The 15,730-nt window shown below is 37.3% G+C and carries 11 protein-coding genes and 2 tRNA genes; 2 read left to right on the top strand and 11 right to left on the bottom strand.

Annotated features, from left to right (window positions below; genetic code table 11):
* Window positions 1-392: 392 nt before the first annotated feature.
* The 6 genes from PLA12_11980 to PLA12_11955 all read right to left on the bottom strand — a co-directional run bounded on the left by PLA12_11980 (window position 393) and on the right by PLA12_11955 (window position 6,318).
* Window positions 393-2,621, bottom strand: coding sequence for a DUF5703 domain-containing protein (locus tag PLA12_11980; protein ID HOQ33215.1), 2,229 nt, complete (start codon window positions 2,619-2,621; stop codon window positions 393-395).
* A 486-nt stretch (window positions 2,622-3,107) separates the two neighbouring features.
* Complete coding sequence (locus tag PLA12_11975; GenBank protein HOQ33214.1) at window positions 3,108-4,049, bottom strand: bile acid:sodium symporter family protein; 942 nt, start codon at window positions 4,047-4,049, stop codon at window positions 3,108-3,110.
* A gap of 233 nt (window positions 4,050-4,282) precedes the next feature.
* A complete protein-coding gene (locus tag PLA12_11970; GenBank protein ID HOQ33213.1) occupies window positions 4,283-5,620 on the bottom strand; it encodes an alpha-L-fucosidase in 1,338 nt (445 codons plus the stop codon).
* Window positions 5,621-5,698: 78 nt separating this feature from the next.
* Window positions 5,699-6,019: a DUF2703 domain-containing protein gene (locus PLA12_11965; protein HOQ33212.1), complete on the bottom strand. Its 321-nt coding sequence runs from the start codon at window positions 6,017-6,019 to the stop codon at window positions 5,699-5,701.
* 33 nt (window positions 6,020-6,052) lie between these two features.
* Window positions 6,053-6,128, bottom strand: a tRNA-Glu gene (locus tag PLA12_11960).
* Window positions 6,129-6,242: 114 nt separating this feature from the next.
* Window positions 6,243-6,318 (bottom strand) — tRNA-Gln (locus PLA12_11955).
* A gap of 140 nt (window positions 6,319-6,458) precedes the next feature.
* On the opposite strand from PLA12_11955, the gene PLA12_11950 reads away from it, so the two are divergent.
* Window positions 6,459-8,804: a hypothetical protein gene (locus PLA12_11950; GenBank protein ID HOQ33211.1), complete on the top strand. Its 2,346-nt coding sequence runs from the start codon at window positions 6,459-6,461 to the stop codon at window positions 8,802-8,804.
* Window positions 8,805-8,869: 65 nt separating this feature from the next.
* Here PLA12_11950 and PLA12_11945 read toward each other — a convergent pair whose 3' ends face one another.
* Together PLA12_11945 and PLA12_11940 are read right to left on the bottom strand one after the other, a co-directional pair.
* A complete protein-coding gene (locus PLA12_11945) occupies window positions 8,870-10,240 on the bottom strand; it encodes an MFS transporter (protein ID HOQ33210.1) in 1,371 nt (456 codons plus the stop codon).
* 241 nt (window positions 10,241-10,481) lie between these two features.
* Complete coding sequence (locus tag PLA12_11940) at window positions 10,482-12,875, bottom strand: hypothetical protein (protein ID HOQ33209.1); 2,394 nt, start codon at window positions 12,873-12,875, stop codon at window positions 10,482-10,484.
* A gap of 234 nt (window positions 12,876-13,109) precedes the next feature.
* Here PLA12_11940 and PLA12_11935 point away from each other — a divergent pair, with 234 nt between their 5' ends.
* On the top strand, window positions 13,110-13,247 hold the full coding sequence (locus tag PLA12_11935; GenBank protein HOQ33208.1) for a hypothetical protein: 138 nt from the start codon (window positions 13,110-13,112) through the stop codon (window positions 13,245-13,247).
* An 8-nt stretch (window positions 13,248-13,255) separates the two neighbouring features.
* Here the strand turns inward: PLA12_11935 and PLA12_11930 are convergent, their stop codons facing one another.
* The 3 genes from PLA12_11930 to PLA12_11920 form a co-directional block, all read right to left on the bottom strand.
* On the bottom strand, window positions 13,256-13,570 hold the full coding sequence (locus PLA12_11930) for a hypothetical protein (protein HOQ33207.1): 315 nt from the start codon (window positions 13,568-13,570) through the stop codon (window positions 13,256-13,258).
* Window positions 13,571-13,576: 6 nt separating this feature from the next.
* The gene (locus PLA12_11925; protein HOQ33206.1) at window positions 13,577-15,013 is read right to left on the bottom strand and encodes an amidohydrolase family protein; all 1,437 of its coding nucleotides are present in this window, start codon (window positions 15,011-15,013) and stop codon (window positions 13,577-13,579) included.
* A 216-nt stretch (window positions 15,014-15,229) separates the two neighbouring features.
* Window positions 15,230-15,730 (bottom strand): hypothetical protein (locus PLA12_11920; GenBank protein ID HOQ33205.1); only part of this gene is annotated, 501 nt, incomplete at its 5' end.

Below are 15,730 nucleotides of genomic sequence, written 5' to 3'. Positions count from 1 at the left end.
TGGTTTCCTTTCATTATGATTATTCACAACTTTATTAAAATTATACCATTTTTTTCAAAAAAGTCAAAAGGTTTTTTAAAGAATTTAAAACCTATAAAGCACAGAAAGATGAAAAGGATAAATAGAAATTTTCAGTATCCTTTAACCTGATTTAGAATTTTAGACAAAGATAATATAAACATAAATGAGAAGAAAAATAAATATTTCTAAAATTCATATTCCGCATGGTTCATCTCTGGGTTTATAACATAAAATTGGTTTAAAAATTAGTTTTCACGAATGGCACGAACTAACAGAAATTAAAAAAAGACATTCGCAAAACTCTCTACTCCGTAAAGTAAACACAATTCCTAATATACAGACTGTATATACTTATCTTCCAATTTCTATTTTTAATTTAAGCAAATAATAATATCCTTACTTCTTTCCTGAGGTGTAACCTGTAATGTCTGTATCTTGCCTGCTTTAAAAATAACATGCACTTGTGTGTTATATGGGGCATGAAGTTTAAATTCTACATCCCAAGTCTTGTCCCATGCCGGGAACAAATAAATTTTATCCCCATCCCACTGTAAAAGCATGGATTGCAAGGTAGTCATCAAATTTCCGCCATGGCATTGGTCAGGTATCCAGTCGTAGTTGGGTCCCCAAAACGCAGGGAAACGCGAGCCATTGTGTTTGCGATAAGAATTAGCAATTAACATCTTTTTTGCTTCATCTGTTAGCCCTAAAAATCCTGCTTGAATAGCATCCTGTTGCCAACCGTGAAAATCTTTTGCATGCCGTTTTTGGAAACTTTCAACGGCTATTTCTATATTAGGTTTGCCGATAGCAAAGATACGATACGGGAAAACTGCATATAACTCTGGATTCTCTACATTTCCGCGTTTGGGATTAAATATACATGCTGGCTGAATTCGTCCATCTTTAATCGGTACAGGCACAATAGATTTTAATAATTGTTCCCATCGGGATTTTTCATCGGTTGAAATTTCTACGGAGTTTAATGCTATCAATCGTGGTAAGACAGCATGTAAGCCAGAAACGGTAGGCGTATCGTTTGTTACACCTTCCTGATAGGTTTCCACTGCTTGTGCAGGATGGATAACTAACATTCCTTGTTCATCTTTTGTAAAACGGGTCTCAAAAAATCGGATTATCTCACGGGCATAAGGGAGTAGGATTTCTTTCAGAAATACATCATCCTTTGTAAAGTCATAGTAATCCAGCATCATTAAAGTTAATTCCAGACCACTTGCCCAAATCCAGCGGATATATGGATTGGTGATTTCGCCTACTTTCAACCCTGTTCGGTCAAATCCATAATCACGGTTGCGTAGCAAGCCCCAGGGGTATATGGTTTCTGGCATATAAATACCTTCACAATTCCAATAGACTTTGCTCCGTAGTTTGCTGATTGGTATTACACTTATGTATAAGTCAAATACGGGTTTCATTAAGTCAAAATCACCGGAAGATAACAGCGGCCAGTAAGGCAATCGTGTATTTTGCCACCAATAACCACCACCCCAACGCCGATAGTCCGGGTCGGATTTAAGTTCATCACCTTCACGCCATTCTACTGTGAATATAGAGCCGTTAAATTTTACGGGATATGTGCCTCGACTACCGCATGCAGTAATCCAGCGTTGTAATACATATACCTTGCTAATCCACTCTGCATCTTTATCGCCACTTGCGACAATCCAACTCCTTTGCCAGAAGTTTCGCCACCAGTCTTTATGCTGTTCAAATGCTTTTTCTTCTGCAATATTCGAGATGTCCTTATATTCTTTCGCTATGGACTTTACCCAATCATCAGGGGTTGATGGGTGTATGGTCTTTCCCAAAATATACACCGTGTAATTATTCCTGCCTTTGCCTTCTAATGTAAATGTATCCACCTTTTTTAAATTGCTGGACCAAATGGCACAACCGAAAATTCGATTTAGGAGTGGGTCAGTAAATTTATTTTTGTATTCGCCAAATCCCTGTAAGTCCATTGAGTAGCCCCAAATGGAATGATTATTTTGATGATATACTGCCAATCCTGGGAAAGGTGGATTATCTAACACTACATCCGGGTATATAACCCCCTCATCGGTTTTTTGGATTAAACTACTCTGATTTACTTCGTCCTCTGTATAGTTACGAGGTTTTGTTCGCCATACTTCTAATATTACCTTTAAATCCACATTCTTTTGGCTCTCTACATTAAAAACAGCCACAGGTCTATTGGCATCTACACGGAATACAGCCATTGTTTTTCCGTTGTTCCCTTGTATCTCAATAGTGCCATGTTGAAGGTGTAAATGTTGCGAGAAATTTGCATTTGTCCCTGTTAACGATGGTGTGATTTGAAAACGAACCCGAGCCAATTTTAATAGCTGACCATTATCATCCCAGGCATCCGTTTTGCTAATTAATGCTACAATATCACCATTTTCTTCTGTCCATACATTGGCACCTATATCCCCGTTACCAATAGGCATTGAATCGGATGAATTCCGACCGGGTGTGTTCCAGACCTCATCGTAGCAATCCGGATAATTTGTCGGTTGTGCCTGACAAAATAGAGCCCAGAAAATAAAAAGAAGCGTTAATAAAATAATGTTTTTCATACTTAATTCTCCCTAAGAATTTTAGACCTTTAGTATTCTACCATAGAGAAACTTAATTTAAGACAGTCTCTTCATGTATATTTTTTATTCCTTCTTCCAGAATATAATATGTCAGGTAGCCCGTATTATTTTTTAGACCGTCAACTTCTAATTGTGATTGAATGACCATATCCGTAGGCATTTTATAATCAGATAATTTTCTACAGATAAACCTAATAATATCTTTTTTTGATGAATATCAATGTCTCTATCAATAATACAAAAAAATCCCAGTCGCTATCCTTTGTAAGTTATTTTTTGCCCGACTTCCGAATAAAAGCAATTCTTCTACTTTTAATCCTCTTTTCTGTACCTATTCTAAGATTACTTTTTTTGCTGTATTTAGTCTTTCTGTTGTGTTCATACTAATCTAATTATTATGTTTATCATATTACTAACTATCAAAGAATATTTTAAAATCTATCCTATATATACCAGAGAAGTTATCTAACTTTCATTGTTAATTTGTTGGCTTTTTCTATTTTTCCATTGCCATAGTTCGGCTAATACGGATGCTGTAATGATGCACCATGTTGCGAATAGTGCATTGGGTAAGGCACTTTCAGCAGAAAAATGGTTCAATGCTAATATTGTCCCTAAACCTGCGTTTTGCATACCTACTTCGATTGATAATGTCCGTCTTCGTTTTTCATCAAAACGATATAATACCCCAGCACCATATCCTAAAACTAACCCTAAAAAATTGTGTAGCACTACTGCGGAAAAAATTAACAAAGAGACTTCTTTGAATGTGTCTGCGTTTAATGCTACAACCAATCCGCAAATAAATGCGATACATAGAGACGATATGGCAGGGAATATATCTACAATGCGATTAATTCGTTCTTTTAGCAAATAACGAATTCCAAAACCTATCATAAGCGGGAGAATTACCATTTTTATAATGCTCATAAACATATCCCAGAATGGCACGGAAATATATACACTCCCGAAAATATAAGTGCATAGGGGTGTGAGTACAGGAGAAAGTAAAGTGCTTGTGCTTGTCAATGCAATTGAGTATGCCACATCTGCCCCTGCCATGTAGGAAATTACATTGGATGCCATTGCTCCCGGCGTAGAACCAACCAGAATTACACCAATTGCTAAATTGGGGGGTAGTTGTAGTCCTTTGGCAAGCAAAAAGCCCAATAACGGCATAATTATAAATTGAGCCATTGTTCCTAACAATACCCAGTAAGGACGCTTTACTATGGGAATGAAATCCTCAATACTTAGCACAACCCCAATCCCTGCCATTGTAAACATGAAAAACCAGTCTTTATATGGCTTAAAAATAGTCAATGCAGGTGGATAAAAATAACCTATTACTCCCGCAAGGATAACCCAAAGAACCATTAAACGAGAGAATATTTTAAATACAAACATAAAAAATACCTTACTCAAAACTGTATATTAAATATTGGCATGATAGTATTATTAGTAATATTTATATCCTCTATCAAATAAAGATTGAACTTTTGAAAACAAATTAGGATTTTGTTTCCTTAATAAATGGAAGAGATTTATAAAATGGAGTTATGCTCGATAGAGTTATTTATAAGAGGTAATTAGTCGTTTATCCTGTCGAAGCACTCGTGCCGAATTTATTAAAGCAGCTATTATTCTTCCTGTGCAGGTTTGTCTAATTGGAGTTTTATTATTATATCTATCGGGTTGTTCGGTGAAAGTTTAAAATCAATTTGCAAATTCTGTTGGGTTTGCTGAACTTGTACGGGTTCTCCCGTAAGGGAAGTAACATTTACAATATTAGATTTTGGTGACGGCAAGGTAAGTGAGTTATTTTTATGTTCAAGGATATGAAGGTAAACATAGTTTTCTTTATATGTAGAACCGCCCCATTTGCCGTTGATAAAAGGACCTCCACGCGTTCCATAGATACTTTCTCCATATTTTTCTAACCACGCACCAATTTCTTTTAATACGGCTACCTGTTCTGGTGCAATTTCGCCTGTAGGCATAGGTCCTACATTCAATAACAAGTTCCCATCACCACAAACACAGTTCACAAGTATTTGAATACACTCTTTTGCAGAACGCGTTCGGCAATCAGGTCTATATGACCAACCTCCACCATTTGAACATTCGGTTAGGGTGATACATGATTCCCAGGGACGGTCCTTTTGATATTTGCCAATCTCTTGTTCAGGGGTATCAAAATCACCTCGAGTAAGTGCCTCAATTTCAGGAGTAGGTTTATCCTCTGGTTTGCGGATAAATCGGGCTGCTCGATTATTGACAATAATTCCCGGTTGAAGCCGATAAAGCATATCAAAGAGACTTTTGAAATCATAATCACCCCAATTACCTGCGGTATGGTCAAACCATAATATATCCACTCGACCATAGTTTGTTATCAGTTCTTGAATTTGGCCGCGATAAAATTCATCATATTTCTTGTTATCTCCAACTAAGTAATCGGGATGTGTCCAGTCGCGTGTGGAATAATACCAGCCTAATTTTAATCCATATTTATGTGCAGCATCTGCTATCTCTTTACAAATATCGCGATGGAAGGGAGTTGCTGCTATGGAGTAGTCAGGTCGTAATTTTGTGTGCCACATGGAAAAGCCATCGTGATGTTTGGTGATAAATACGACATATTTCATACCTGCATCTTTAGCCAATTGCATCCATTCATCGGCGTTGAATTGCGTTGGATTAAATTTTTTGTAGAGATTATCGTATATTTCAGGTGGAACGGTTTCCATACCGGGGATGTCATGAGGATGCCCTATGCGTGACCAACTGATTTCTGTCCCATTTACACTGGCAGGACCCCAATGGATAAACATACCAAATCGTGCTTCTCGCCACCATTGTAATCGTGCTTCTCTTTGTTCGGGTGTTTCATCTGTAGGCAAAAGAGGGGCTGTATCTGCATAAGAAATTATCTGAATACAAAGTAATAGGATTGTAAATATCATATTCCGTGTCATTAATATCATCTCCTTGCTGTTTAAGGTGTGAGAATAGATAATAAAGGGATTATACACTTTGCAGGGTTGTATTAAAAATTATTTTTCGCTTTGTAAAGCACGGTGAAGGGCAGAACGAATGAGTTCTTTCGGTGGAACACCACTGGTTCCTTCCGAAGTTCGATATAATCGGCAACCATGGCAGGGTGTGTCATTTTGTCGAGAAGGTTCAATATCAAGTCCGTTTATTTGTATAGTAGGAGAGCCCAAAAAATGTTCACGAACAGCAGTGGCTATGTCCGATACCTCAATAATTTCAATGGGTTCGGAAATTTTTTCTTCGGCTAATACCTGTCTTAAAACCTCTTCCGCCTTGGGTCCTGAAGGACAACCCTTAAATAGGAGTAATCGAATACGCATTAGATATGGCTTATTTCTAACTCTAAAAATAGATGGCAGCCCCTACGGGATTCGAACCCGTGTGACAGGACTGAGAATCCTGCATCCTAAACCGCTAGATGAAGGGGCCAGTTAATTGGAAAAATATTCTAACAAAAACTTTTTAGAATTAACAAATTTTTTAAAATTTTACTACTATGTAAATTGAAACTGCTTCAAATATCTGTGTTATTTAAAATAAAATTGGCTGCCGGACTAGGACTCGAACCTAGACAAGCCTGATCCAGAGTCAGGTGCCCTACCAATTAGGCGATCCGGCAACCGCAGGATAATATTATATAAAAAGAATGTCGCATAATTTCAAATTATCAGGAAAGTCTGTAAAATTGTTTTTAGGTATCTATTTCCTTATATGATTATTACAAAATTTAAGATTAATACAAGTGAGAGGAAATATTTCATGAAAAATGTTATAGTGTTTGTCCTATTTTCTATATCTTTTTATTGTTTTGCAGAGGAAATGAATAAGTATATAAGGGAGGTATTGCGGGAGCCGTTGCCGTCGGAGGATTTGGTATGTAATGAGGGTGGAGAGAATATAGTAATTCAAGGACCTACTTTCCGCTATGTAGTGGAACGGAAAACAGGTGTTGTTACGGATGTTGAGGTTGTTCGAGAAGGGGCAATCGCAGTGAAGTTGCTTGAACCATTGGCTTTGTGGATTGATGATGTAAATCTTGTAAAAAATGGGAAATGTGAAACTAAGGTAGATGTGAATGATAAAAATCAGGTAGTTTTAATTAGTGAGGGAACATTTAAATCGGATACTTCTTATCGTATCAAAAGCATTTTCTATAATGATGGGGTGGCTGTGTTTCAAATAACATTAATACCCGATTCGGACTGGCATCTTACGCAGGGGATACGATATGAAATTGGTGCAAAAGGGCTGTTTACTCACTATCTCCATAAGCGGCGGGATACTTATGGATTTGATTGTTATCAAGGGGAAATACCCAAAATAGGGGAGACTGCCCGTGTTTTTACGCCGACATCTTGTCTGGAGGTATACAGCAATAAGTCTGCGTTAGCCCTGTTTACGGATATGGGGGATTATTATCGTTCACCTCAGGAATTGGACACAGGAGCCGTGCGGGTAGATTCAATTCAAGGAGATGATGTTTCCGTCAATATTCATCAGCATATTATACATGTGGGAGAGAAGGGAGAACCGTATGTCCTTAAAACAGGGGAACCCTTTACTTTTCGTATCGGTTTGGCAGTAGCACCGAATCGTTTACCCCATCCGCGTCGGCATGATTTGCGAATGTTTATCTGGATTGGAGACGAAAAATATCCTTATCCGACGGATGAGGAAATCTGGACAGTGGCGCGGTTAGGATTTACATTATTTCAAATGCATCGTTTAGGACCCCCGGGAGAACCAAGACCCCCCGCAGGTGAATTAGACCGTGTTATTAAGACAGTGCATGATGCCGGGATGTTATTTATCTGGACGGCAAATGCAGACCTGATGTACGCCCATGACACGGAAATATCGAAACGAATTAAGGAAGGGCGATGGGTAGAATGGGAAGGCTATAACTATGGGGGACGGTATAAAGCAAGCATGGATTCGTTTTGTGATTTAATGGCTACCTGCCTTGCTTCGCCTAATGGTTTGGCAGATTATCGGATGGAATGTAATAAGAAGATGATGGAACGATACCCTGTGGATGGAATGTATATTGATGATAATTTAGCATATCCTAACTGTAAGCGGTGGAAGGAACATAACCATCCGCAGAAAGTGTACGATTGTTTAATAGAATTGCATGATGTTAATTGGCGACGGCGGGTAACACTCAAAGAAAAAATACCCCATGTAGTTTTGATAGAGCATTGTAGTAAGGCTTTTGTCCTGCCCGTGATTGCACCATTTGATATGCATCTTTTTGGTGAAGGTTACGATTTCACATCCGTTGAGGAGTTTCGGGCAACTTTTGGCTCGTTTTCGAACATGTATGGGCATGGCTGTCTGTATATAGGGGATGATGAGACCCAACGATGTCCTTCTGCCTCAGCCTATACCTTTGACTTGCTTACAGGAGGTGGACAATACTGCACAGTGGATTGGCGGATTTGGAGTAAGAAGTTCCCTTACGCAGCAGGTGTCCAACCGGAGGAGATAAATCATATAAACACCTATAATTTAATGCAATATTATTTAGGTATGTATGAAACAGACCCATTAATAGAACTCAAAACCAACATTGCTGAAACTTATGCTGTTCTTTACCATAATCGAGTATCGGATGATTGCCTGCTAATAATAGCCAATAAAACCGATACTCAACAGAACTGTTCTGTAACGGGTTATGAGCAAACCTTAACGAAACAGTTAACAAACAAGTCTCATATTGCAATTTATGATACATTGTCGAGTGATGTAAATATCCTTCATAAAGACGAATGGGTTGGCTTCTTAAAAAATATTTTAGTTTCTCCGTCACAAATGAAAGCATTCTATTTTAGAGCCGTTTCCCTTGACGAGCCCTATCACATTTTCGGGGGAAAACGAATTTCTGAAAAATGGGATAAGGATAAGAACATTTTTTCAGTAACATTAGACGCCCCAGCAGGCTTAGAAGATAAGGTTGTCATAGGTACTGGTAACTATAATGTTAAAAAAGTAACTGTTAATGATAATGATGTCAACTTTACTTCCGACCCTACGAAAAAGATTGTTCTACCAAAGGTAGTATATAGTTCCAAACCTATTTTGGTTGAATTGCATGCATTGTAAGAGTGTTACGAGAAAAATCTTATAATGAACAGTTGGACATTTTAATCCGCAATTAATGATGGTATTTACCTTAACTTTCCGCGGGCAAGGGAGGTGTAGATGCCTAAGAAGCAGAGTATAGTAAAAATGGTGAAAAGGGTTTTCATACTGTTTAGAAACGAAGGGTAGTGTTCAGGGGTAATCTGGACTTTTCCGATTTGAATAGCAAAAATAAGCATGATAACACCCATGCTCATCATCTGTCCTATTAATCGCATTGTGCCTAAAGTGCCTGAGGCTACTCCATAAAACCTTTTCTCTACAGAACTCATTACTGCATTGGTATTGGGTGAAGAAAATAAAGCGAAACCAATCCCTAAAAGTATCAAATTCGCAATGATATATGAGAAAGATGTTATTTTATTAAGAAATATAAACAGGAACAAGGCTAATGTGGTCAATGCCATACCCGATGAAGCGACAATTCTCGGCTCAATTTTGTCTGAAATTCGTCCGGCAAATGGAGAAAGAAGGGTCATTGTCAGAGGTTGGAAGAGAAGTATCATACCTGCATTTTGTGGCGTTATACCTTTAATATATTGTAAATACAAACTTAAAATAAAGGCTATCCCAAAAGTAGCACTGTAATTAATCAAAGCAGACAGGTTGGAAAAGGTAAAAACAACATTATTTCGGAAAAGCTTGATATTTAATAAGGGGTTTTTAAACTTTGTTTCCCAGTAGATAAACGCAATTATACTCACTAAACTGATAAAGATAAATAGCAAAGAATGTATTTGAGGTAAGATAGAAACACCATAAATCAAACAAGTAAGAGACAGAGCATAAAGAACAAATCCTACAAAATCAATTTTCCCTTCTTTGTTTTCTTTCCATTCCTCTTCCAATTTCCATAGGATTATCGCAATAGCAAAAAGACCAATAGGTGCATTGATATAAAATACACTACGCCAGCCTAAATGTTGGGTCAGTATGCCTCCCAGAAAAGGACCTAATGAAAGTCCAAGATATACGGCGGAGGTGTTTATACCTAAAGCCTTACCCCGTTCTTCAGCAGGGAAAACAGAAGTAAGCATGGCAATACCCGTGGACATAATCATCGATCCACTAATCCCCTGAAAAATACGAAAGATTAGTAGAAGAGCAGCATTTGGAGAAAGGGAACACAAGACAGAGGAAATAGTAAAAAAGATAATCCCATATAAAAAGATTCGTTTTCTACCATATAAATCACCAAGAGCACCAAAAGGGACAAGGAAAATTCCCGCAGATAAAAGGTAAGTGGTTGCGACCCAGTTAAGTAAAACAGCATTCATCGCCAACTCTTTGCCAATAGAGGGCAAGGCAATGTTAACTGCAGAACCCATGAAGGGTGTTAAAAAAGAACCTAAGGTAGAAATAAATAAAACAATATTTTTTTCAGAACTCTCATTCATTTTCTTACCTTTTGTGAAATAAGACAATAATACAATGGGAAAGATTATACAAAAAATACAGATTATTGAATTTATATTTATATGAGTTAATTATAGAATGGGAGAATTTAATGCTCTTTATTTTATGTATTATTGTTCTTATTGTTTTTGTATGGGAGTTGTATGTTGTTTTTTATATAGGTAACAAATTTATAAGACAATAATTATTATATCTGGTTATAAAATATTTAGGAGTGAGAGATTAATTGTTTGTTGTAAGCAATAATAAAGTTTGGAGAATTTTTTCCCGTATGTTATCTATAATCTCGGGTTGTTTGAAATCCTTCCAGAAAAGAATTCCACTTTCAGGCATTATAGAATGAAGTATATCCCGTGTTTCTTGCAATAAGGCTTCTGCTTGGGTTCGTGCTTGTTCTGAACCTTTCCCTTCTTTTAATGCTTTTTCCAGCATAATGAGGTATTCATAATCTTCAATACCTTCACGCATGGCTTCTAAATGTTTGCCGGGATATACCGTATCTTTATCTATAAACAGAGGGGTATAAGCATGTCGTTTATTAAGATATTCGTTCCAGGAGGGATTTCCTGCGGCATCAGCAAATGCCCAGAAATAGGTTGCTTCCGCACCATATCGCCAGCAGTCCCATGCCTGCAATCTACAATAAATGGTAGGGTCTAATAAACGCATAGGACCACTACATGAATAAAATTCAAGTTTTTTACCTTTATCTCGTTCGTTTATAAAGAACTGTCGATAATCTTCTCCGCACTTATAAAATAGTTGTCGGTTTGGGCAAAGAATATCACATTCGGCAATCATATCAGGCAAGGCTTTTGTCATGTCTCTATAAGTAGGGTCTTCCCAAATCTGAAAACCAGCCCCAGAATCATGAATCGCTTTTGCCCATGCTTTGATAATAGTATCTTCCTGTTCCTGATGGGGTTCATCAACTAATAGCACAATTAATTGTGAAGGGTCTAATTCCAAATTACGCATATAATTATCCCAGAACTTTGCCCAATTCCCTACTGCTTTATTGAACTCGGGTGTTCCTATTTCCCATTGCTGGAGTTTGTTGCTAACGGCGGAAAAAACACAATACCGACGGGCATCTTGCCAGAGTTGTCGCCATGCATCAAAATTGGATGTATCCGGAGGTGTTGTCATAGTTCCCGACTTGTCATAAGAACCAAAAGGCATAGCAACAGAAGTAGCCCACGGGGAATCTACGAAGTATTCTCGTAGCATATTTACAAAAGCTGTTCGATTTATTTCTGTAACTTCATAATATTTTGGGACATTTGTATAGTCCCAACCACCCATATGTAATGTTGGTCGGTCAGGAAAGCGAATTGGATAGATTTTTAAGGTCATTGGTAAACGAATTTGGTTTACCTTTATCTCGATATTATAAGTATTTGGGGGTAAATTTTTAGAACACACAGTTATCCATACTTGTTGCGTTAAACCTGCCAAAACATTTAATTTAAACAATCCTTTCTCTTCATTTATAGGCATTAAAGCAGAAGCCACAGGTTCCAACCGCTTTGTATCTGTCCAAAGCACCTTCTGAATTTTTATAGATTCTTTTCTTAATTCTTCAGGAATCCCAAAAATTTCAATAGATACTTCAGTATTTTTAGATGAAATGATATTAAAAGTCGTAGAACGGAATTCGTTTTGCATCATATTTATGCATAATTGATTTATGTCATTGGATTTTATATCAGATACAGAAGGAAACAATTCCGTAAATTGATAAGGATGACTTCTCCAGACTGTTAGTTCTTTTAATCCTTCTTTTTGCAACAGTCTTGCATATAGTTTAAACACTTTTTCATGTGTGAAATTAATAGGGAAAATCGTTTTGAAGTCTTCTGAATATGCCATAGGCAAAGTATCAATTTCTTTTGTTAATTTGTTCATTTCTTTTTGTATCTTTTTCCCCCGTTTTGTATTCTCCACTATTTTTTGAACTTTTTCGATGTCTTTTGCAATTCGTTTTTTCACACAGTTATGTATGGTTACATTATCCACATATTTTTTCAAATCTTTGAAGCCCATACCGGGTAAAGGTCGGGATAAATCTTCTTCTTTCCCTTTCCAGACTTCGATTTCATCACAAAAAATGTAAGGTTCACCAAACACTAACAATGCAATTTTTCTGCCATGGGTCTGAAGTTTATCTGTCGTATAGCGATAGGTAGCATAGCCCACTGATGGCACGGGATTTTTGGAGTTGTTTAATTTAACCAGGTCACCAATTTCGTGAAATATTCCATCCTCGCCTGCGGTAAAAATTACGATAGAATCAGGAAATTTTACCCCAGCAACACCTCCTGCAGTACTAAACGAAACACCAGAGATAGGCATATCTTTCCCTAAATCAATCGTAATTACTGCAAATTCTGTTTCAGACCAACCTACAGTTCCTTGTTGCGTCCAAAAATGCCCTTCTACATACTTCCCATCGGTAAGCTGAATGGTATCAGATTCATCTTTACAATTCGTGTAATTAGGAACGGGGTCCAATGTGTATTTTGCTCCTAAAGCGATATTCTCTGTAAAGGATGGAAAGGTAAGAAGAAATAAAGGGAAGAAAAACAAAAATAAAGATGAAAAAATGTTTTTCATTTTTATTTACCTCAATTTAATGTGAAAATGGTTACTTTGAGTATATATCAATAAGGAGTATAGTTAAAATTCTTAAGTTTTTAAAATGTTTTAATTACATGTTTATCTATAGATAACCCAAAAGTAGCACGGGATTTTATTTCAAAAATTTTAATTTTGCTTGGTATTCTCGAATTGGTTTCATATAATTTATTATAAGTAAGCGAAAGTAATATATTACAAAAAAGTACTATTATGAAAGAAAAGCATTCTTACGATTTGTCTTGTAAATGTTTTAAAGTAAGTAGAAATTGTTTCTTGCCTGCGGTTTCTCCAATGCTTGTAAGTTCTATACAAGCAGAATTTCCATCGGGAAGTGAATTTCATTTATAGGTGTTTCTTTACAGGCATAATGGAAAGAAGCACAACCTGTTACACTCATAAGATTCAATAACCCTCATGAACTTATCCTTGATACAGGTGTCGTTAGAGAGAATATAAATACTCCACCAGCAGGTGGTTGTAGAACGCATTTTTCTATAAAGATGGATAATGTTGAAGAAAGCAGAAATGTATTGGGATTCCATCAAGTAGTTTTTTATGGCAACAACAAAAGAGATATTCAAAACTTTTGCCAGATTTTCGGAATTAAGGTTATCCATTCTCCAGCCATTGCTAACCCCATGATTCCAGAAAGTGCAAAGGATAGACACCATTAAAATTTATGCTTTATATGCTTTTAGGACACGGGGTAAGTCGAAAGTTTCGTGGGCATTTTGGTTCATAATTCGCTGAATTAATGCAGGTGTATCGGATTCATTTAGCCAACCTTCTTGTAAAAGTTGGGTTATAGCAAGTGTAATACCCTTGCGAGCAATTCGCGCATGTCCAGGAACCAATTCCACAGGAATATAATCCCCTCCAAAAGTAAATATTTTACTTGCAGGAGCAGCCATTAAAAATTCCCTTAAAAATCGTGTCGCCGATGCAGGGTCAATAATCCAGGACCAGCACATATCCGCATAGACATTGCGGTAATGTTTACAAAGGGCGATTAATTCATTTTGATAGGGATATGAAATATGCATAAGAACAAAAGTAGTGTTCGGAAAATCTTTGATTAATGGGACCAGGTCACAAAGATTATTACGAACACGGGATAAATCCATGCCATTGTATCCTGCAAAATATCCGGTATGTAGTTTGACAGGAAGTTTATATTCCGTGGCACATTGCAAACATTTACGAAATAGATTATCTTGGATGGCTTTGAGTTCTTCATATTTTAACGAAGATGGCTTTTGAACAAATTGCTTGAAAATAATTTCAATATCTTCATCTTTTACATTTTCATAAAAAAGGGGTCTGCCATAAGCGGATTGGTCTTTTACGGCTATTGCCTTAGGTCCAAATCGTTCAAATATATGCTCAATGGTCTCATGGGCTTGCTTTAATGTTTTGATGGGTTTATCTGCGAACTTGTTAAGGTTTCCAATTTTAGAAATAGAACTTGCAATGCCTACCGTTGATAAATCAAAACTTAAAAGGTCGGTTGCAGGTTCGCTTTCACGAAAGGTGCCACTGGAAAGACAATTGATTTGAGCATGTTCAATATTCGCTACATCTCTGAGTATACGACGATAAAAACCGGGCTGAATATCATCTTTTATCTTCTGACTTATTTCCTCACAATTATTTTCATTTAAGTCTTCCTCTCCATACAGAGCGAAAATACTTTCCCGAACACATAATAAATACCCTGTATTTCTACATCTATTATAATAAGGTGCTAACAACCTCCATTTTTCTTGAGGAGATAAGTCCCACGAAGTTAATTTTTTATATTCCTTATCACTCATTCCAGCCACCTGTAAGTCTGAATCCGCATAATGGCTAAAAAGCATGCCCATATCAGGTGCAGGTGTTTTGTCTCTATTACTCTTATTCGCAATCCGTTCAGATTCTGATGGTAAATGTTCATGCGTATCCACAAAAGAGGTCTTATCAACTATATCTTTCACCTCTTTAAAAATTTCTTTTGAGGCAAACATATCATTATTATTTATATTATCCCCTATGCTTTCGGCACCTGCCATTCCCATGCAAAAGGTAGTACCTCCAAGAGTACTAATAAAATTGCGTCTATCTATATTTTCCATTTCCTTTCTCCATAAATAGAGTTAAATTATTCTAATCCTAAACATAGTATATAATACATATTTCAAATACAAAAGAAAAAAATTACGACAAAAAGAAACAAAGAAAGCCCTGCTTAACATACCAATTACCAATGCTTTACCAGAAACACTCAAATATATAACAAACTTTTTTCATCCTTATCTGTCTTCCGCCTCTTTTCTTCGTTTCTTCCTTCATCAAATATATAACAAACTTTTTTCATCCTTATCTGTCTTATTCATTGCCTCCGCCACATTCACCACATTCGTTCCATTTGTCCCCCTTTGTCCCCTTTGTTCCGTGCGTCTCATGCGTCTCATTCGTCCCATCCGCCCCTTTTGTCCCGTTCGTCTCATGTGTCCCATCCGCCTCTTTTGTCCCGTGCGTCTCATGTGTCCCATACATCCCTTTGTCCCATGCGTCCTATGCATCCCATTTGTCTCATTCGTCCCATGTGTCCCTTTTGTCTCATTTGTCTCATGTGTCCCATCCGCCTCTTTTGTCCCGTTCGTCCTATGCGTCCCATTTGTCCCATTCGTCCCATGTGTCCTATGTGTCCCCTTTGTCCCATTCGTCCCATAAACCTGCCCCCCTGGCAAGGCCGACCGTCTGGCAAGACCGCCCGTCTGGCAAGACCGCCATAAATGCAGGAATGAGGGACGCAAAACTACCCGAAGCGGGGACGCTTCATCTACATT

Source organism: Candidatus Hydrogenedens sp., from assembly GCA_035378955.1.
Lineage (GTDB): Bacteria > Hydrogenedentota > Hydrogenedentia > Hydrogenedentales > Hydrogenedentaceae > Hydrogenedens.
This window is presented reverse-complemented; position numbering and strand designations above follow the sequence as displayed.